Origin of the sequence: Stenotrophomonas rhizophila, from assembly GCF_020857975.1 — a bacterium.
In the GTDB taxonomy this organism is placed as follows: domain Bacteria; phylum Pseudomonadota; class Gammaproteobacteria; order Xanthomonadales; family Xanthomonadaceae; genus Stenotrophomonas; species Stenotrophomonas rhizophila_C.
Genome location: NZ_JACWUO010000005.1, coordinates 187,168 through 206,699, shown reverse-complemented (window position 1 = coordinate 206,699; position 19,532 = coordinate 187,168). Strand labels below are relative to the sequence as shown.

At 67.1% G+C, this 19,532-nt stretch carries 13 protein-coding genes; 8 read left to right on the top strand and 5 right to left on the bottom strand.

Features of this window, described 5'->3' with window-relative positions:
• Positions 1-35: 35 nt before the first annotated feature.
• From IC535_RS07245 to IC535_RS07220, 6 genes are all read left to right on the top strand, one after another.
• Positions 36-1,184: an SPFH domain-containing protein gene (locus IC535_RS07245; RefSeq protein ID WP_228885615.1), complete on the top strand. Its 1,149-nt coding sequence runs from the start codon at positions 36-38 to the stop codon at positions 1,182-1,184.
• A 20-nt stretch (positions 1,185-1,204) separates the two neighbouring features.
• Positions 1,205-2,548 (top strand): TFIIB-type zinc ribbon-containing protein, encoded by a 1,344-nt coding sequence (locus IC535_RS07240; protein ID WP_228885614.1) that lies wholly within the window; start codon positions 1,205-1,207, stop codon positions 2,546-2,548.
• Positions 2,548-2,799, top strand: coding sequence for a hypothetical protein (locus tag IC535_RS07235; protein ID WP_228885613.1), 252 nt, complete (start codon positions 2,548-2,550; stop codon positions 2,797-2,799). The genes IC535_RS07240 and IC535_RS07235 overlap by 1 nt, the downstream gene beginning before the upstream one ends.
• Before the next feature lie 102 nt (positions 2,800-2,901).
• Positions 2,902-3,855 (top strand): prolyl aminopeptidase, encoded by a 954-nt coding sequence (gene pip / locus IC535_RS07230; protein WP_228885612.1) that lies wholly within the window; start codon positions 2,902-2,904, stop codon positions 3,853-3,855.
• Positions 3,856-4,070: 215 nt separating this feature from the next.
• A complete protein-coding gene (locus IC535_RS07225) occupies positions 4,071-5,207 on the top strand; it encodes an aromatic ring-hydroxylating oxygenase subunit alpha (RefSeq protein ID WP_228885611.1) in 1,137 nt (378 codons plus the stop codon).
• A complete protein-coding gene (locus IC535_RS07220) occupies positions 5,204-5,626 on the top strand; it encodes a YbgC/FadM family acyl-CoA thioesterase (RefSeq protein ID WP_228958664.1) in 423 nt (140 codons plus the stop codon). The genes IC535_RS07225 and IC535_RS07220 overlap by 4 nt, the downstream gene beginning before the upstream one ends.
• 315 nt (positions 5,627-5,941) lie before the next feature.
• Here IC535_RS07220 and IC535_RS07215 read toward each other — a convergent pair whose 3' ends face one another.
• The 4 genes from IC535_RS07215 to IC535_RS07200 all read right to left on the bottom strand — a co-directional run bounded on the left by IC535_RS07215 (position 5,942) and on the right by IC535_RS07200 (position 14,278).
• The gene (locus IC535_RS07215) at positions 5,942-8,728 is read right to left on the bottom strand and encodes a TonB-dependent receptor plug domain-containing protein (protein WP_228885609.1); all 2,787 of its coding nucleotides are present in this window, start codon (positions 8,726-8,728) and stop codon (positions 5,942-5,944) included.
• A gap of 49 nt (positions 8,729-8,777) precedes the next feature.
• Positions 8,778-9,680, bottom strand: coding sequence for a helix-turn-helix transcriptional regulator (locus IC535_RS07210; protein ID WP_429000344.1), 903 nt, complete (start codon positions 9,678-9,680; stop codon positions 8,778-8,780).
• Positions 9,681-9,990: 310 nt separating this feature from the next.
• A complete protein-coding gene (locus IC535_RS07205) occupies positions 9,991-10,236 on the bottom strand; it encodes a hypothetical protein (protein WP_228885607.1) in 246 nt (81 codons plus the stop codon).
• A 430-nt stretch (positions 10,237-10,666) separates the two neighbouring features.
• Entirely contained in the window at positions 10,667-14,278 is a 3,612-nt protein-coding gene (locus IC535_RS07200) for an ATP-binding protein (RefSeq protein WP_228885606.1), read from the bottom strand.
• Positions 14,279-15,093: 815 nt separating this feature from the next.
• On the opposite strand from IC535_RS07200, the gene IC535_RS07195 reads away from it, so the two are divergent.
• Complete coding sequence (locus IC535_RS07195) at positions 15,094-17,109, top strand: acyltransferase family protein (protein ID WP_228885605.1); 2,016 nt, start codon at positions 15,094-15,096, stop codon at positions 17,107-17,109.
• A 313-nt stretch (positions 17,110-17,422) separates the two neighbouring features.
• On the top strand, positions 17,423-18,643 hold the full coding sequence (locus IC535_RS07190; protein WP_228885604.1) for an MFS transporter: 1,221 nt from the start codon (positions 17,423-17,425) through the stop codon (positions 18,641-18,643).
• On the opposite strand, the gene IC535_RS07185 is transcribed toward IC535_RS07190, so the two are convergent.
• Complete coding sequence (locus IC535_RS07185; RefSeq protein WP_228885603.1) at positions 18,640-19,443, bottom strand: AraC family transcriptional regulator; 804 nt, start codon at positions 19,441-19,443, stop codon at positions 18,640-18,642. The genes IC535_RS07190 and IC535_RS07185 overlap by 4 nt on opposite strands.
• Positions 19,444-19,532: the final 89 nt, after the last annotated feature.

Genomic DNA, 19,532 nt, shown 5'->3' with positions numbered 1-19,532 from the left:
CACCCTGCCCGTCCACGCAATTCAGGGAGTGGCTCATGGGTCTGGTACAGGCGGTGAAGGGTGCAGTCGGCGGCGTGTTGGCCGACCAGTGGAAGGACTTCTACACCGTGCCGGCCGGGTTGCCGTCCACCGCAGCGCTGTTTGCGGCGGTGCCGCGCGGCACCAATGCCGGGCGTGGGTCCAATACCAGCGGCTCGTCGAACATCATCAGCAACGGCTCCAAGATCGTGGTGCCTGAGGGCTACGGCCTGCTGCTGTTCCAGGACGGGGCGATCACCGGCTTCGTCGCCGAACCCGGCGGCTACGAGTGGCGCTCGGACGACCTGAACTCGCAGTCCCTCTTCGCCGGCGACGGCCTGGTCACCCCGCTGATCAAGCAGAGCTGGGAACGCTTCAAGTTCGGCGGCCAGCCCGGCGGCCAGCAGGCGGCCTTCTTCGTCTCGTTGAAGGAACTGCCCGACAACCGCTTCGGCACCCAGTCGGAGATCTACTGGGACGACGGCTTCCTGGCCACCCAGGTCGGCGCGGTCACGCGCGGCTCGTACACGCTGAAGATCGTCGACCCGATCCTGTTCGTGAAGAATTTCGTACCGGCCAGCTACCTGCAGCCGGGCCAGGTGTTCGACTTCACCGACCTGGACAACGCCGCGGCCAGCCAGCTGTTCAATGAAGTGGTCGGTTCGCTGGCGCCGGCCTTCAGCCTGTATACCAACGACCCGGGCAAGGGCAACCGCATCACCAAGCTGCAGCAGGATTCGCTGGGCTTTGCGCAGAGCCTGTCGGCAGCGGTCGAACAGGGCTACCAGTGGAAGTCCGACCGCGGCCTGGCCATCGTCAAGACCGCGATCGTGTCGATCGAGTACGACGCCAACACCCGCGAACTGCTCAAGACCGTGCAGCGCGCCGATGCGCTGTCCGGCGCGCGCGGCAATTCCAACCTGCAGGCCAGCGTGGCCCAGGGCATCCAGTCGGCCGGCGAGAACGGCGGCGCGGCCGGCCTGGTCGGGGTCGGCATGGCCTCGGGCATGTTCGGTGCCGGCAACCTGCAGCAGCCGGTGGCACCGGCCGCGCCGGCCGCCGAGGATCCGGTGGCCAAGCTGAAGAAGGCCAAGGAAATGCTCGACCTGGGCCTGATCACCCAGGACGACTACGATGCCCTCAAGGCCAAGGCACTGGGCCTGTAAGACGCAGGAAGCGCACGCATATGTCCAATCCAGGAACCACCCCGCCGCCGCTGCCCCCCGGGGCGGCGCCACCGCCGTTGCCGGACGCGCCGCCGACCGGCCCCGGTTCGCCGCGCGATGTGCCGCCGCTGCCGGGCAGCTTTCCGCTCGACCCGGCCACCCTGCCCGAGGCGATCCGTGACGAAGTGCTGGCGCCGGACCCGGTGGCCATCGACACCGCCGCGGCCGAACTGCGCGACGGCCTCAACCGCTGCCCCAAGTGCGGCGCCACCGATATCCGGCTCAAGCTGGGCAGCGACGTGCTGGTCTGCCAGTACTGTCGCAACGAGTGGCACGGCGACCGGGTCGAAGAAGCGTTCGGGCTGGGCGAAGGCATCGACCAGCTGCGCGGCACCGTCATCGCCTCCGGCGCGCGCGACATCCAGGCCGACACCGCCAGCCTGATGAGCTTCAAGTGCACCGGCTGCGGCGCCGAGGTGACCATCAACACCGAGAGCAGCATGACCGCGCGCTGCCACTGGTGCCGCCATGTGTTCGGGGTCAACGAACAGGTGGCCAACGGCGCGGTGCCCGACGCGGTGCTGCCGTTCCATATCGGCAAGAACGATGCGGTCGCCCGCATCCGCCAGTTCGTCGACAAGCGCCGGCTGTTCGCGCTGAAGGCGTTCAAGCAGGAGTTCACCCCGGAAAACGTCATCGGCGTGTACCTGCCCTACATGATCGTGGACGGCAACGTCAGCGCCAGCGTGTCCGGCAAGGGCGAGATCGAGACCCGCGAGTACACCCGCGGCACCGGCGACAAGAAGGAAACCTACTACGACGCCGACATCTACCAGGTCGAGCGCCAGGTGGACTTCACCGTGGACGACCTGCCGCTGGAATCCTCCTCCGAGCGCGGCAACCTGGACACCCGGGCCAACACCAACAACATCATCAACACCATCCTGCCGTTCGATACCAAGAACGCGTTGAAGTGGAATGCTTCCTTCCTCAACGGCTTCAGCACCGAGAAGCGCAACGTGGACGTGGAGCAGCTGCAGCCGCGGCTGGAAGACCAGTTGCTGTCCATCGCCCGCGCCCAGGTGGAGGGCTCGGTCCGCCGCTACGACCGCGGCGTGCGCTGGGAACGCGAACGGCTGGACGTGCATGGCACCCGCTGGGTGTCGATGTACCTGCCGGTCTGGCTGTATTCCTACCACCAGCCCGGCCGCAACGGCGGCATGCTGCACTACATCGCGGTCAATGGCCGCACCGGCGAAACCATGGGCAGCGTGCCGGTACAGCAGTGGAAACTGCTGCTGGCCGCGCTGACCACCGGCACCGTCATCGAAGCCCTGGTGCTTCTCTTCCTGGTAGCCATGTGATGAGCGATGAAAGTGGACTCTGGTTGCTGGCCGCCGGCCCCGCCGGCGCAACCGCCCTGTACTGGGCGCTGTACCGTTACTACCGCAACACCGACAAGTCGCACGCCTTCGAGCACGAAACCGAGGTGCAGGCCCAGCCGGTAACCGGCTCGGACCGCAAGGTGGACACCATCAGCGGCACCCAGGCCAAGCGCATTGGCGGCGACAACGTCTATGCGTACCGCACGCGGGTGTCGCGCGACGAAAGCTGAAGCGCGAAGGGGGCGAAGCAGCGAAATCCACCGCAGGTGGTACGCATGACGGGCGCGGTGGCGACGGCTATGCTGGGCCGATCTGTTGCCGAGGATCACGCGATGCGCGCCCTGTATCCCCCCATCGCCCCGTATCGCCAGCACCTGGTGGCCGCCGATGCGCTGCACACGCTGCACGTGGAAGAATGCGGGCGGCCGGACGGCATTCCAGTGGTATTTCTGCACGGCGGCCCCGGTGCCGGCGCCTCGCCCACGCATCGCCGCTTCTTCGACCCGGCGCGTTACCGCATCGTGCTGATCGACCAGCGTGGCAGCGGCCGCTCCACCCCGTTCGGCGAGCTGCGCGACAACACCACCGCGCACCTGGTCGGTGACATCGAGACCGTGCGCGCCCACCTGGGCATCGACCGCTGGCTGGTGTTCGGCGGCTCCTGGGGCTCGACCCTGGCGCTGGCCTACGCGCAGGCCCATCCCGAGCGCGCCACCGGACTGATCCTGCGTGGCGTCTACCTGGGCCGCGCCGAGGAAAACCGCTGGTTCAACGAGGCCGACGGCGGGGCGCGCTGGCTGTTCCCGGAACGCTGGGCGCGCTACGCCGCGCATATCCCGGCCGACGAGCATGGCAGCCTGATCGAGGCGTACTGGCGACGCCTGGATGGGCCGGACCAGGCCGCCCGCATCGCCGCCGCGCAGGCGTGGCTGGGTTGGGAAGACCATGCGGCCACGCTGGTGCACGACGTGGATGCGGTCTCCAGCGCCGATCCGCTCGATACCCTGGCCAAGGCACGGATCGAAGCGCACTACTTCCGCCACCACGCCTTCCTCCAACACGGCCAACTGCTGCGCGACATCGACCGCATCCGCCACCTGCCGGCGGTGATCGTGCAGGGCCGCTACGACATCATCTGCCCGCCGCGCAGCGCCTGGGACCTGGCCTGCGCCTGGCCCGAAGCACGGCTGGAAATGGTGGTGGCCGGCCACAGCGCCAACGAGCCGGCCACCACCGATGCGCTGGTGCGCGCCACCGATGCGTTCGCCGGGCGCGGGGCCGGATGATGGCAGCCAGCGAAATGGCATGCGCACGCACGTGCGACCGAGGTAGTGGCCGCGCTCGCCGGGCAAAACGTGATTAGCATCACATGGAATCTCGCTCATGTTGCGGCGTCGGCCGTCCCGCGGAAAGTGCCCGGTGTGACGGGGCCGCCAGCGTCACATCGACGTCATCCCGGCCCGGCAAGCATTGGCCGACGGGATACTTGGCGGAGAATGGCATGCAGCACGACCGGCAGGTGGCGATCATCGAACGGATATTCGCGCATCTGGATGCAAAGACCACCGACATGTGTCCAGCGATTGGACTCAACCCGGTGGAAGCGTACTTTTCCGACGCCTGGCAGGCGTCGGAACGGCGTCATCTATTCGGTGATCGTGGTCAACTGCTCGGGCTGAGTGGCTTGCTGCGCCACGCCGGCGACTATCTGGTCGACGACCTTGGCGGCGGCTCGCGGTTGCTGGTGCGGACCCCGGCCGGGCCAATCCATGGTTTCCACAATGTCTGCCGCCATCGCGGTGCGCCGCTGGTGCAGGCCGGTGGTGAAGGCGCGCGCGCCTTCACCTGCCGTTACCACGGCTGGTCGTACGACCTGGATGGTATGCCGATGAAGCTGCACGCCGCGCATTATCCGCCGCTGGCGGCACACGAACGGCAACTGGCGGCAATTGGAGTCGACGAAGCGCATGGACTGGTCTGGGTGCATCGGGCCGGCGCGGCGGCAACCGACCTGCACGGGCTGGAGGAAGAGCTGGACGCTTACCGGCTGCAGGACTTCTTCCACTACCAGAGCCGCCGGCTGCAGCGCCGCATGAACTGGAAGATGGTCATCGACACGTTCCTGGAAAGCGCGCATTTCCCGTTCCTGCATCGCGATTCGATTGCCTCGTTGTTCATCCACAGCCTCGGCATCTTCGACGCTTTCGGCGACCATTGCCGGATGGTCTACCCGCGCAAGACAATCGATACTCTGCGCGGCACCGATCCGCGCCACTGGGACCTGCTCCGGCATTCGATCATCATCTACCTGCTGTTCCCCAACACCTTGTTGATCTGGCAGCTGGACCATGTGGAGATATGGCGGACCTTCCCCGACCCCGTTGGCGATCCGGCCCAATGCGTTGCCGAAGTGTCCATGTATATCCCGCAGCAGGCTGACAGTGACAAGGCGCGCGCGCACTGGGACGCGAACATGCGGATGCTGATCCGTGCGGTGGACGAAGAAGACTTCCCGGTCGCCGAGGCAGTGCAGCGCGGCCTGCGTTCCGGCGCGCAGCCGCACCTGACCTTCGGCTGCCACGAGCCCGGCCTGATCCACTTCCACCAGCGCCTGCAACGCGCCATGGTCGAACGATGAACCAGGCGCCAGCGAGGCAAGACGACGATCTGATGGTGCGCGTGTGCTATGCCGACACCGACGCAGGCGGCGTGGTCTATCACGCCAGCTATCTACGCTATTTCGACCAGGCCAGGGCGGAATGGCTGGCCCACCGCGGGCTGTCGCAGGCCCAGGCGCGGCAACAGCTGGGATTGGTGTTGGCGGTACAGGCGGTGCAGTTGCGCTATCACCGCCCGGCTGGCCTGGATGCACGCCTGCGCCTGTGCACCCGCGCCGAGCCGCTGCGCCCGAGCACGCTGCGCTTCCACCAGCAGGCCTGGCGGGACGATGAACTGCTGGTAGAGGGCGAGCTCGACTTGGTCTGCGTGGATGTGGCGCTGTGGAAATCCACGGCCTGGCCGTCGACGATCCTCGATCGGCTCGATCCACAGCGCTGAGCACGATACTTCCGCGTCCCCCGGTTGCCCTGCGGGACGCCCACAGCAGGGCTTTGTGCGACTGCATGGCGCGGATGCCATGATATTCGTACCAAAGCGCCGCTACCGCGCAGGCATCAACGCGCGCAAACGCGTCTGCCCGGGCGAGCTGCCGGTGCACCGTTTGAACATGGCGATGAAGGCGTCTTCCCGGGCGTGGCCCAGCGCGTCTGAAACCTCCGCCACCGGCATTGCTCCAGGACGGCTCACCCAATCACCCAATGGAAAGGGCCGGCTTGCGCCGGCCCCTCTTGCTGCTTTCCTGCAACGCCCCGATCAGAAGCGCTGCTGGTACTTCATGTAGATCGAACGGCCGATATCGAAGCCGCCGTAGTACGGGAAGGCACTGCCGGGCTGCGAGAACATGATCGGGCCCTGATGGTTGAACAGGTTCTTGGCCCCCACCGCGATCGTTGCATCCCACGGCGCAGTCCAACGGACCTGCAGGTCGTGGAAGGTGTTGCTGCCGACCTTGCGGATCGCTTCCGGCTCGCCATTGGCGTAGCGGTCCGGATCGGTGCAGGGTCGGTTGCGCACGCAATTCTCCCGCATGCCCGAGTAATAACGCAGCGTGTAGTTGGCGCCCCAACTGCCCTTCTCCCAGTCCAGACCGATATTGGAGCGCACCCGGAAGTAACCCGGCTCGCCAACCCGGCCGTCCATGAACTTCTCACCCTTGCTGTTGCTGCCTTCTTCATCGTACTGGCTGGTGTAGCTGGTCTGCCAGTCGACCTTGAACTGACCAATGGCCAGCTCGGGCAGGCGGTAACGGATGCCCAGGTCGTAGCCTTGGGTTTGTACCAGGCCGAGGTTGGTGGTGCCATAACGCAGGTTGGTGATGTGACCATCCGGCCCGCGCGCGATGCCCTCGCAGCGGGCAGCATTGCCCAGCACATAGCAGTCGCGCAGGATGCGATCTACGCTGTCCAGGATGATCTGGTCCTTGATGGTGTACTTGTACCAGTCCAGCGACACATCCAGGCCCTCCACCCAACGCGGGCTCCAGACCACACCGGCGGTGGTGCTGGTGGAGCGCTCCGGCTTCAGGTCCGGGTTGGAGTCACGGAAGAACTGGTCCGGGGTCTGGCAGGGATAGCCGGTGCACGGCTTGCCACCCTGGCCGAGCTGCTCGTAGCCAAGCGGAACGCCAGCGCCGGTGCAGGCTGCATTGCCGTTGACCGTGTTGGTGGCGCCGATGCCGCAGGGATCGACGTAGGACTCGAAGCTGGAGGCGGTGCCGCCGTACAGATCGGCGATGGTGGGGGCGCGGAAGCCGGTGGCGATCGTGCCGCGGACCAGCAATTCGTCCATCGGCCGCCAGGTCAGCCCGAACTTGCTGTTCAAGGTGTTGCCGAAGTTGCTGTACTTGGAAAAGCGCCCGGCGGCGTTCAAGGTCAGTTCGCGCGCAAACGGCAGGTCCTTGAGGATCGGGATGCTCAGTTCGGTATAGACCTCATCGAGCGAGTAGGCCCCCTCGGTGGTCACCGACTCCAGGCCGGTGCTCTGCCCGGACTGGGAGAACGCATCGGGAACGAATCGGCCTTGCTCACGGCGATGCTCGTAGCCCACCGCAAAGCCGAATTCGCCGGCCGGCATGTCGAACAGCGAGCCGGCCAGGTTGGCGCTGTAGGTGGTGGTGGTCGTCTCGCCGGTATCGACGAAGGTCGGGAACAGGAACTTCTGCAGCTCAGGGTCGGACAGCGAGCCGGGCCCACCCACGCCGTAGGGCAGGAACGGGTTCCACGGCTTGCAGTTCGGATCAGCGGCGGTGCCGCACTCCGGCTTGAGCGAACGGTCCAGTGCAAAGCGACTGCCATCGCCGTGCCCGGTCTTGGTCAGGCGGTTGCGATTGACCAGTGCGCCCACATCCCAGTCGAACGCACGCCCGCCCAGTTCGAAGTTGCCGACCAGGCCGCCACTGAGGCGGTAGGTCTGCAGCTCGCTGCGGGTGGTGCGTGGCACTTCCCACAGGCGGCGGCGGATCTTGGTGTCCTCGCCCAGCGGATTAAACGGGCTGTCGACAGGCACATCGTATTGTAGCGGGTAGCCGGCAATCTGCTGGTCGGTGATGCGCTGGTTGTACAGTGCCTCGCCTTGCAGACGGAGGTTGTCGTTGACGTCGTGGTAGGCACTGGCAAACAGAGAACGCCGTTCAATCCCTGTCTGCAGCATCATCTGCTCGTTAGAATTGACGTTGTCATCGGCAGTGAACGGCCGGTAGTCGCCCGGGTTGTTCGGGTCGCCACCATCGCGCAGCGTCCACCAGCGCTCATCCTTTGGCAGGACGGTCTCGCTGGAGCACGGGTCGCAGTGCGCACCCTGCTTGCTGATCGGGCTCCAACCCGAACCGGGGTAGTCCGGGCCGGCATTTCCGTCGCGGCTGAACCAGCGGTCCTTGGCCCAAACCGGCTCTTCCTTGCTGTACTCGGCCGCCAGCAGGATGCCGCTGCGCTCGCCTTGCGTGCCGATCTTCAGCGAGAACTCCTGGGCACGGCCATCGCCCTGGCTGAACTGGCCGACCCGTGCGCTGAATTCGGCGCCGTCGAACTGGCTGTCGGTGATGACATTGACTACTGCAGCGATCGCGTCGGAGCCATAGATGGCTGAGGCGCCATCCTTAAGCACTTCGATCCGCTGGATCACGCTGATCGGCACCTGGCCAAGATCCTGCAGGCCGCTGGTGGTGGCACCGAGGCGGCGGCCGTTGAGCAGCACCAGGGTGCGGGCAGCACCCAGGTTGCGGATATCGATGTAGTAGCCCCCCACCGCCTCGCCCGAGGCCAGCGCATCGGCGCGCGAAATCGCCGGCGACCCGGCCGAACTCAGGTTCTGCAGGATATCGGCAACGCTGGTAAAGCCCTGCTTGGCTATATCGTCGCGGGTCAGGGTCAGGATAGGCTGGCGGGTCTCTGCATCGGCCGCGCGGATGCGCGAGCCGGTGACTTCGATCCGGTCCAAGGTAGAGGCTTCTTGCGCCGTGGCGGTCAGCGGTGCGAGGGCAGCGGCAATGGCCAGCGGCAGCAGCTGTGCCGGCAGTGCGCGCGGCAACATCAGGTCAGGCATCCAACTCTCTCCAATTGTAAAATTTGCGCGAAAAAGCGCAGAGCTGAACTTACGGCGTGGCGCGCAGCTGCGCTGCGCGCGATGCGCCTGCGATGTGTGCCGAATTGGCTGTAGCGGCCCAGGCACTGTCGCGGTAGGCGGTGGCGCAGGCGCCAAAGTGCGCGCGGAATGCGCGCGCAAAGCTGCCCGCGTGCTCGAAACCACTGGCGGCGGCAATCTCGCCGACGATCATGTCGCTGTCGCGCAGCAGGCGCGCGGCCAGCTCCAGCCGCACGCGCGCGCCGAAGGCCTGCGGCGATTCGCCATACACGCCCTGGAACGCCTTGGAGAAGTACCAGTAGGACAGATTGGCCAACTCGGCCAGTTCGCCGATGCGCACCACCCGGTCGGTATGCCCTTCCAGGAACAGCCGCGCGCGTTGCAGCCGCGCCAGCACGTGGCGCTTGCGGCCCAATGAGCGGCCCGGGCAGTGCTGCACCTGCGCGGCAATGCCGCGTTGCAGGTCGGCCATGTGCAGCAGCAACGGGCGCAGGTCGCCGCGGGTGCCCAGGCGGCCGTCGGCCGCCTGCCCGATCCGCCGCCACAGCCGCACTGCGATCTGCAGGTCGCTGGCCGACATCCGGCCGCGGCCGGGGTACAGCGGCGTGGCGCCCTCGCCCAGCGCGACCAGGGTGTCGGTGCTCAGGCACAGGCCCACGCAGATGCCCAGCCGGTCGGCCTGCAGGGTCGGGCGCGAGTCGCGCTCCAGCACCATCCAGTCTCCGCGTTTCAAGCGGAACTCGCCTTCGCGGGCGTGCACGCCGGTGTTGCCGCGCAGCTGCATCCACAGCGTGGACACGCCGCCAGGCAACTGCACCGAAGACATCCGCGAGATACCGACACAACTGGTGCCTTCACCTTGCGGCGGGACGGTCAACTGATGACCACGGTCAACCCATTGAACAGAATGCATAGAACTCCATCGCCTTGGCCGAACAGGAACAGGGGGCGCCATTCCCGAAGCCGGGGTATATGGCTGGCCGACAGTGCGGATGCGTCGCACTGCCGGTCAAGCGACATCGTCAATACAGCGCAAAGAGGTGTCGGATGCGACTACGGATGCCGCAACATGCACATCGACGCCGATGGCATGTTGCGTGTGCGGAACCGTTCATCTTTTTCGGTGTTCTTCAGCCGGGGCTGTGCACGTCACGCATCCCGCCACGGCAAACGCACGCAGACGGCCGATCCATATCGGCATGGCGCAGGCTCGACGTGCGACGTCAGCGGCGCGGCACGCCCGGCCCTGCACGCTGGCTACGGTGCAGATAGCGGCCGCGTACCGGCGGCACTGCGACCAGGCACTGGGTGCCCGCGAGGGTGCTGTCGCAGCCCCGGTTATCGACCAGCCCAATCAGTTCGCCGGCATCGGTCAAGCCCCAGGCAACCAGGTCCCAGGCCACCGGTTCGGCGTTGTCGCCGGCGCCGTCGTGGACAAAGTACCAGTCGATTGCTGGAAGGATGTGCACGTAACGCCGAAGCCTGCTCATGGACAACCGCAACAGAAGTTGAAAGCAGCCTAACGGTGCGCGCTTCGCAGCGCCCAGAGCCTGTTGCGACAGCGATTGCCTTCACAACGGAAACTGCGCAGCCGGTCACTGCGCAGCGGCGATATCCTGTGACCGCAGTACGATGGCTGCGTTGCGGTTGCTTGGCACCGGCTCAGGTCCGCCGCACGCTGCCGTTGCCGGACTCTGCCGGCAAGCGGCCATCCACGCCGAATCAACCCCAGCGGCCGGGGCATCCTGGGATCCCGAGCGCGACAACCTGCATGATGAAGTGCCGCGCCCCAGGGCAGGTTACCCATCCCCGCCCGCCACGACCACAACTGACCCACTCCGGGTCATTCAGAAGCAGGGATGTCGAGTTTCACTTGCAGCGCCAACACAGCGCCCGGCGCTACCCCAACGTCTTCCGATACACTGCCATCACCCGCAGTACCTCCTCCAGGGCACTACGCTGTTGCGCCACGCCGTGGCGTGCCACGGCGGTACTCAGGTCACGCAGGTGGCGCGCGATGTCCACGCTGCCGGCCGCACCGGTGCCGCCAGCCATCCGGTGCAGGGCATCATGGGCCTGGCCCGCATCGCCCGTCGCCAAGGCGGCCCGCAGATTGTCCAGGTCGGTGCCCAGGGCTTCATGCAGGGTGGTGGCGATCTGCGCCGCCACCGGTGCGGTGCCGAAACGCGCCTGCAACGCGTCGATGGAGGGCAGGTCGCTGGCCCAGTCCACGCCCATGCCGGCCACTGCGGTATCGCCACCATCCTGGCCGTGTGCTGCAACCGGTACCATCCAGCGTTGCAGTGCCGCGCGCAGCTGCTCACGCGTGACCGGCTTGGTCAGCACCTGGTCCATGCCGGCGCGGTAGCAGCGTTGTTCCTCCTCCGGGCTGGTACTGGCGGTCAAGGCGATCACCGGCAAGCGCGCACTGCCTTGCATCAGCTCGCGCTTGCGCAGGGCTTCGGTAAAGGCATAACCATCCATGCCCGGCATCCGGCAATCGGTGATCACCACGTCGAATGCCTGCATCTCCAGCACGGCCAGACCGGCCGCGCCTTCGGCGGCGATCACCGCATCCAGCCCCAGCTGCTGCATCCGCCAGCGCATCAGAGCCTGGTTGGTGGGATGGTCCTCGACCACCAGCACCCGCTGACCCGGCGCGAACTGTGCGGTGGCCGCGTCCTGGCCGGTGGCGGCGTCGGCCGTGATCGGGTCCACCACCGCCAGTTCCAGCTGCACATGCACCTTGGTGCCGCGGCCCAGCACGCTGTTCAACTGCATGCTGCCGTGCATGGCCTCCGCCAGCCGCCGGCAGATGATCAGGCCCAGGCCGGTGCCGCCATAGTGCTTGCTGATGCTGGTCTCGGCCTGGGTGAACGGGCGGAACAACCGCTGCTGGGCCTCGGCGGAGATGCCGATACCGGTATCGGCGATGGTGATGCGCAGCTGCTGGCGGCCGTGGTAGTGCCCAAGCAGGCTGACGATGACCTGGATGCCGCCCTGCGCGGTGAACTTGATCGCGTTGCTGAGCAGGTTGAACAGCACCTGGCGCAGGCGCAACCCATCTACCAGCAGGTGGCCGGCAATCTCGGCATCGATATGGCAATCGAAGGCCAGCTCCTTGGCCTTGGCCTGCGGCGCCAGCAGCGCATGCACGTTGGCCACGGTGGCGCGGATGTCGGTGGGCGACGGTGCCAGCTGCAGGCCACCGGCCTCGATCTTGGAAAAATCCAGGATGTCATCCAGGATCTGCCGCAGCATGCGCGCCGATTCGTCGATCACGCCCAGTACCTGCCGTTGCGGCGGGGTCAGGCCGGCGCCCTCGAGCACCTCCAGCATGCCCAGCACCCCGCTCATCGGTGTGCGGATTTCATGGCTCATGGTGGCCAGGAATTCGGCCTTGGCGGCAGTGGCACGTTCGGCGGTGGCCTTGGCCTCGGCCAGGGCCAGGGCCTGCTCCTGCGCCTGGGTGATGTCGATCCAGTATCCGCTCCAGCGGATGCTGCCGTCGTCGGCATGGTAGGGCGTGCCACGCGAACGGACCCAGCGCCAGCCGGCCGCGCCGTGCGCGCGGAGCCGGGTATCGATCGGCAGGAAACCGTTGGCCGCCTCGCTCAACAGCTGCTGCAGTGGCTGCTGATCGTCCGGATGCACGCGCGCGAACAAGTCGCGTCCATTGCGCATGGCCTGTTCGGCCTCAATCCCGAACAAGGCCATCATGTCGCCGACAATGAGCGGAAACGACAGGTCGCCGTGCACGTCCCGCTGCAACTGGTAGACCACCGCCGGCAGGTTGTCGGTGACCTCTTCCAGGCGCTGCTCTGCGCGGCGGCGTTGGCGCACTTCCCGGCGCAGCCGCCAGTGCCCTACCCCATGCACCACCAGCGCGGTGGCCAGCACCATCAGCAGTGGCGCCAGCCAGCGCAGCAGCCGGCGCCAGTCCAGTCCACTGCGGTATTCCACAGCCAGCCAGTCGCTGCGGATCGCCTCGCGTTCGCGCGGCGACATGCCCATCAGCATGCGGTCGAAGCTGCTCACCAGCGGCGCGTACTGCTCGCGCACGCCCAGCGTCAGGCGGTCTTCGATATCGGTGGGTGCGGCGATCTGCAGGTCGCCGCTATGCCGCTCGCGCAGCAGCCGATCGACGATGGCCAGGCTGCCGATATAGGCATCGGCTTGGCCGGACTGCACCATTTCCAGTGCCTGCCCGGTGCTGCGTGCATCCAGCACCCGCGCGCGCGGCGCCTGCGCCAGCAGGCGCGGCTGCAACCGCTCGCGGTCGCTGAGCACCACCCGCAGCTCGTTCAGATCACGCATTTCCAGCACGGTCTCGCCGTTGCGGCGGGTCACGATCACATTGGCCACGGTCAGGAATGGGCGGCTGAACACCCAGCCCTTGCCCGCGGCCATGCCGTCCTCGGGGATGCCCATCACCGCGTCGAGCTGGCCGCTGTGCATCATGTCGCGGATCTCGCGCCAGTCGCGCACCGGCACCATGTTCAAGGTGGCACCCAGGGCGCGAAACCGCTCCAGGTAGTCCTCGGTCAGACCGCTGGGCGAGCCGGCCGCGTCCAGGAACGAGACCGGCGCGGCGTTCGGCGCAAAGCCCATGCGTACCGGCTGCGCCAGCGCAGCCTGTTCGCGCGCACTCAACAGGGGGCGACCCTGCCGCCCCCAATCCAGCGGCGGTAGCCAGCGCGAGTGCAGTGCCTGTTGTTCGGCGTGGGTGGTATGCGCCATGGCTTGATCTAATGCCTCGGCGAGTCGCTGCTTGGCATTGGGCACTGCGAAATGCAGGCTGTCTAACGGTACGTCGCTCTGCCGCGCCAGGCTCAACGCATACTCGCGGTGCGTGCTGATGAAGGCGGCGGCCACGTAGGGGTTGCCCAGGTACGCGTCGGCACGGCCATCGGCCACCATGCGCAGCGCCTCCCCGGTGGTGGGGGCCACTACGTGTTCGGCATCGGGATAGCGCAGGCGCGCCACCGACGAGGTGGGAAAGCCGCGTTCGGTGACCAGCTGCAGGTGTTTCAGGTCCGGATCCTGCACCACCCGCTGGTCATGCTTGCGCCCAACCAGGGCCACCGGGATTTCGACATAGGCGTCGGTGAATACCATGCAACGAGTGCGCGCGGCGGTCAGCGCGACATTGATGACCACATCGATCTGGCCGGCACAGGTGGCCTCGATCAAGGCCTCCAGATCCGGATATACCTTGACGGTGACCTTTACTCCCAGCATCGGCGCCAATGCCTGCAAGTAGTCGATGCCCATGCCCTTGAGCTGGCCGTCCTGCAGGTACTCGAACGGCGCCCAGTTCAGCCCGGCGGTGCCCAGTACGATGCGCGGGTGGGCGTCCAGCCAGGCCCGTTGCTGCGCGCCCAGTACCAGCGGCGGCGCGGTCGTCGGTGCGCCCCGCGCGCCTGCCGGGGATACGGCTGGCGCCGCCGACGTGGCGAAAACCGCCAGCGCCCCGATCAACAGCACGCATTTGCGCCCAGTCCCGAACATGGTGTCGTTTTCCCCCGGAAAGAGTTGTGTGGCCGCGGGCTGGATGGCCGACGGGAGCCGAGACCGCGGCCACAACGCCTTGCCATGCCTGCCCTTGGCATTTATTGAGCTATTCAATCATTTTGCGCCGCTGTATAGGGTGAGCCTGGTTGACGCCGCCAAGTGCGGGTCCGGTTCGCCGAGCATCCTGCGTGAATAGTCCCGGAAAACCGACCGCTGCGCCGCAGCGTCGTCAGAACCGTCGCATATCCGCCCCCTTTCCCCGCCTGCCCATGCCTACACTCGCCCGACCCTGCGGCCAACGGTGCATAGCGACCGCAGGGATACTCGGCGGCGCAGCGGACACCGCCGGGGCGGCGCCAGCCTGCATCGGCGCATGCAGTACATCCAGGTCGATCTGGCCGGGCCGGCCCGGACGCGGCCCAGGCGATGCCGGCTGCGGCGTCGGCACGTCGCCATGCATGGTCATGCAGGCGCACCTGGACACGAAACGTTGATTGAATTATTGAATCGATTTGCCTGATAGATGTTCTGTAGTAGATGCGCATTGCCACGGATTGGTGCGGTGCGGCAATGCCTGCCGCCCATCCTGCACCGCGCCAACGCCCGTCGCTGCGGACATGCCGCCTGCCGCAGCGGTGCGCGCGCTCGCCGCGACCAGCACTGCATGACGCATTCGGCGCGGAGCCGCGCGCGCGCCAGCTTTATCCGCGCCCAACGCGGACCGTGGACATGGTTCCTGTCATTGCGAACGCGGACTAGGCTGGGCCGCCTTGGTGCTGCAGTACGGCCCGTCCATGTCAGAGGATTCGCGCATGCTCAAACCTGCTTCCGGCTACATCCCCGGTATTGACGGCCTGCGTGCGATCGCAGTGCTGGCGGTGCTGGTCTACCACGCCGATTATCTGTCACTGCTGCCGGGCGGATTCACCGGCGTGGACATGTTCTTCGTGATCTCCGGCTTTGTGATCAGCCAGTCATTGTCCGAGCGCAACAGCACCGGCTTTGCCGACTACCTGTTCGGCTTCTACCGGCGCCGCCTGTTGCGCCTGCTGCCGGCATTGCTGGTGGTAGTGGCGGTGAGCTTCGTGCTGTCGGCGATGCTGCTGCCGCAGGTCTGGCTGAGCGAGCAGAACAACCGCACCGGCCTGGCCGCCTTCCTGGGCCTGAGCAATTTCGTGCTGGCCTTCAACACCGATACCTATTTTTCGCCCAGCGTTGAGTTGAACCCCTACCTGCATACCTGGTCGCTGGGCGTGGAGGAACAGTTCTACCTGCTGTTCCCGGGCATCTGGTACCTGTGGCTGCGCCACCGGCAGCGCATCCCGGCGCTGTGGGCACTGCTGCCGGTGCTGGCGCTGGCCTCGCTGGCGACCAGCGCGGTGCAGAGTGCACATGATCCGCTGGCGGCGTTCTACCTGCTGCCGTCGCGTTTCTGGGAACTGGCCGCCGGTGCGCTGCTGTACCAGCTGCTGCGCCGCCGGCCACTGCAGGCGCGCACCGGTGGTACGCTGACCGTGCTGATGCTGGCCGGGTTGGGCCTGCTGCTGGCTGGCTTCCTGCGTGCCGACGCGGCCCGCTTCCCGATGCCGTGGGCATTGGCCACCGTGACCGGGACGCTGCTGATGATCACCGCGCTGGTGCTGCCCGGCACCGGCTCGCCGCCGCTGCTGCACGTATTGCTGCACACGCGCGTGGCCGGCTACCTGGGCCGGCTGTCGTACTCGCTGTATCTGTGGCATTGGCCGGTGGCGGTGTTCATCCGCTGGACGGTAGGCTTTGAACTGCTGGCCGTGCAGCTGGCCTACCCGCTGCTGGTACTGGGCCTGGCCGCAGCGTCGTACCATTGCATCGAAACGCCGATCCGCACTGGCCGCAGTGTATTGCAGCGGCGTAGCTGGGTGACCGCCACGGCCGCTGTGGCCGTCCTGGCAGTGGCGATGCCGGGCGCCCGCTGGATCAGCGAGAACCCCGACCAGCTCTCGCTCAGCCGCACCGCCGATACCTACACCTGGATGGCCTACCGGCACGCGCCGCCGTCGTCGGCGCAGCCGATCAACGCGCCGCAACTGCAGGGCCGCCAGCTGTTCGCGTTGGGCGATTCGCACACCGCCGCCTACCGCACCATGCTCAGGCAGGTTCAGGTGCAGCTGGGCGTGGAGGTAATCGAATACGAGCACGGTGGCTGTGGCGTGGTGCGGCTGATCGGCGCCGACCCGCCCGACTGCGCCGACCGCCGCGAGACCGCGCTGCGGGCGATCGAGGCGGCGGCCAAGCCGGGCGACATGGTATTGCTGGCCTCGCTGCGCATGCCTGAACTGGCCGGCCGCGACTGGTCCGGCGACTCCGCCGCGACCTGGGCAGCGGTCTTCGCCGAACTGGACCGCGGCCATCACGACGCGGCGATGAACTCTGCCCATGCCGTGCTGCGGCGCCTGCAGGCCGCCGGGCTGCAGGTGGTGATCGATGCGCCAAAGCCGTTGTTCAAGGCCTCGGCCAACCGGTGCTCGGACTGGTTCAACCGGATCAATCCGGTCTGCGCCCCGGGCCTGGAGGTGTCCCGCGCGCAACTGCTGGCCCTGCGCGCCGACCAGTTGCAGCAGCTGCAGCAGTTGCAGGACCATTACCCGCAGCTGACCGTATGGGATCCGTTCCCGCTGCTGTGCCCCGGCGCGACCTGCTCGGCATTCGACGCCGACGGGCTGCCGCTGTACTTCGATGCCGACCACCTCAGCGGTCACGGCAACCGCGTGCTGGCGGCCGACTTCATTCAGATGCTGCTGCGGGTGTGGGGCGTGCCGCTCGGCGCGGACGGCCGAGAGACGCAATAGGAGTTTTATTGAACTGCTGGAAACATGTTCCGACGCGCGCGCCGCTGTCGCCATCGCCTCGTCGGCGTGCGCGCATCCCCCGTATTGTCCGGCGCACTGCTGGCTGCCGGTACCTGCGCGCTGATCGGCAAGGGGCCAGCTCCAGCGCGATGTCCAAATCGCGACGACCGGCGCCCATATCGCGTGAGACGGCAATCCCGGCACGCCCTAGGCTTGCCGCTTCGCCCTCCCCACCCGGACCCCGGCGGCCTGCGTCCTGCCACGGCAGGCAGGCGCACTGCGATCCGGATTGCCTTGCGAGTCGTTGCTACCGATGCCTACAGACGCCACCACCACCACAACCCTCCCTCCCCTTGCCACCGCCACGCCCCAGCAGGGCTTCGCGCTGCGCATCGTCGGTGCCGCGGCGTTCGCGCACCTGCTCAACGACATGATCCAGGCCGTGCTGCCGGCGGTGTACCCGATGTTCAAGAGCGAATTCGCGTTGAGCTTCGGCCAGATCGGCATGATCGGGCTGGTCTACCAGATCACCGCCTCGCTGCTGCAGCCCTGGGTGGGCATGTATACCGACAAGCGCCCGCTGCCCTACCTGTTGCCGTCGGGCATGGCCGCCACCCTGGTCGGCATCGCCATGATGGCGCTGGCCACGCGTTACGAAATGCTGCTGGTGGCTGCCGCGGTAATCGGCATCGGCTCGGCCACCTTCCACCCCGAAGCCTCGCGGGTGGCGCGGATGGCCTCGGGCGGGCGCTTTGGCACCGCCCAGTCCACCTTCCAGGTGGGCGGCAATACCGGCTCGGCGATCGGTCCGTTGCTGGCGGCCGCAGTGGTGATTCCACACGGGCAGCGTGCAATTGCCTGGTTCATGCTCGGCGCCGCGCTGGCCATTGGCGTGCTGCTGCGCCTGACCCGCTGGAGCGTGCGCCACGGCCAGGCTGCGATGGGCAGCCTGTCGCGCAACCGCGCCACCGGCCTGGACCGGGGCCAGGTGGTGCAGGCGGTCGCGGTGATCTGCGTGCTGATGTTCGCCAAGTTCGTCTACATCGCCTCGTTCACCAACTACTTCACCTTCTACCTGATCGAACGCTTCCACCTCAGCGTGCAGCACAGCCAGCTGTTCCTTTTCATCTTCCTGGCCTCGGTCGCGCTGGGCACCTTCATCGGCGGCCCGGTCGGCGACCGCATCGGGCGCAAGGCGGTGATCTGGATTTCGTTCCTGGGCGTGGCCCCGTTCGCGCTCGCCCTGCCCTATGCCAACCTGGCCGGCACCGCGATCCTGGCGGTGCTGATCGGACTGGTGATGTCCTCGGCCTTCGCCGCGCTGGTGGTGTACGCGCAGGAAGCGGTGCCCGGCCGGGTCGGCATGGTGTCGGGCCTGATGTTCGGGCTGATGTTCGGCATCGGCGGCATCGCCGCGGCCGGCCTGGGCAAACTGGCCGACGCGCACGGCATCGTCTGGGTCTACCACTTCACCTCCTACCTGCCGCTGCTGGGCTTGGCCACCGCCTTCCTGCCCAGGACCAGGCCACACTAGGGCTGCTGGAAGAACCGACTGGGCAGTTGCCCGAACCGCTTCTTGAACATCGCGGTGAACGCGCTGGGGCTGGCATAGCCCAGCGACAGCGCCACATCGATGACCTTGTCGCCATGCGCCAGGCGTTCCAGCGCACGCAGCAGCCGCGCCTGCTGCCGCCATTGCCCGAAGGTCATGCCCAGTTCGCGCGTGCACAGCCGCTGGATGGTCTTGACGTCCACCCCCAGGCGCAGCGCCCAGTCCTGCAGGGTGGAGGCGTCGTCCGGGGCAGTCTCGAACTGGTGGCCGATCGCCTGCAGCCGCGGGTCGGTGGGTTGCGGCAGGTGCAGCGGCAATACCGGCAGGGTCTGCAGTTCATCCAGGATCAACTGCATCAACCGGCCATCGCGGGTGTCGGCCCGATAAGGCTGGGCGATCTGCGCCGCGGCGTGGATCAGCGCCGCCAGCAACGGCGTAACCGATACCGTCGATGCCGCCGCCGGCGGCTGGGCGATGGCCTGCGGCAGGATGTACAGGCTGCGCATGCTCACCGCACCGATGCAGCTGACCTTGTGCCCGGTCCCGGCCGGCATCCAGATCGCGCGCGTGCTGGGCACCACCCAGCGCCCCACGCCGGCCTGTACCACCAGCACTCCGGTTTCGGCGTAGACCAGTTGATGACGATCGGGATGATGGTGCAGGCCGATCACGGTGCCGGCTGGATACTCGCGCGCCCGGCACAACACCGGGCTGTCCGGCCCGATCGGCAGGCGCCGGCCTTCGCCTGTTGGCGGTGCGGTACCTGCTGCGCTGTGTTTCATGGCTACATCCGTCGTACCGGCGTTTACTCCGACTCTAGCATGCGGGGGTTTTTGGCCCCATGCCGGCATGGCCGGTGGATCCGACCCAT

Excerpts from the sequence above, each read along its gene's own strand:
- IC535_RS07245 (WP_228885615.1), top strand. The coding sequence starts at position 36 with ATGGGTCTGGTACAGGCGGTGAAGGGTGCAGTCGGCGGCGTGTTGGCC.
- IC535_RS07240 (WP_228885614.1), top strand. The coding sequence starts at position 1,205 with ATGTCCAATCCAGGAACCACCCCGCCGCCGCTGCCCCCCGGGGCGGCG.
- IC535_RS07235 (WP_228885613.1), top strand. The coding sequence starts at position 2,548 with ATGAGCGATGAAAGTGGACTCTGGTTGCTGGCCGCCGGCCCCGCCGGC.
- pip (WP_228885612.1), top strand. The coding sequence starts at position 2,902 with ATGCGCGCCCTGTATCCCCCCATCGCCCCGTATCGCCAGCACCTGGTG.
- IC535_RS07225 (WP_228885611.1), top strand. The coding sequence starts at position 4,071 with ATGCAGCACGACCGGCAGGTGGCGATCATCGAACGGATATTCGCGCAT.
- IC535_RS07220 (WP_228958664.1), top strand. The coding sequence starts at position 5,204 with ATGAACCAGGCGCCAGCGAGGCAAGACGACGATCTGATGGTGCGCGTG.
- IC535_RS07215 (WP_228885609.1), bottom strand. The coding sequence starts at position 8,728 with ATGCCTGACCTGATGTTGCCGCGCGCACTGCCGGCACAGCTGCTGCCG.
- IC535_RS07210 (WP_429000344.1), bottom strand. The coding sequence starts at position 9,680 with ATGCATTCTGTTCAATGGGTTGACCGTGGTCATCAGTTGACCGTCCCG.
- IC535_RS07200 (WP_228885606.1), bottom strand. The coding sequence starts at position 14,278 with ATGTTCGGGACTGGGCGCAAATGCGTGCTGTTGATCGGGGCGCTGGCG.
- IC535_RS07195 (WP_228885605.1), top strand. The coding sequence starts at position 15,094 with ATGCTCAAACCTGCTTCCGGCTACATCCCCGGTATTGACGGCCTGCGT.
- IC535_RS07190 (WP_228885604.1), top strand. The coding sequence starts at position 17,423 with ATGCCTACAGACGCCACCACCACCACAACCCTCCCTCCCCTTGCCACC.
- IC535_RS07185 (WP_228885603.1), bottom strand. The coding sequence starts at position 19,443 with ATGAAACACAGCGCAGCAGGTACCGCACCGCCAACAGGCGAAGGCCGG.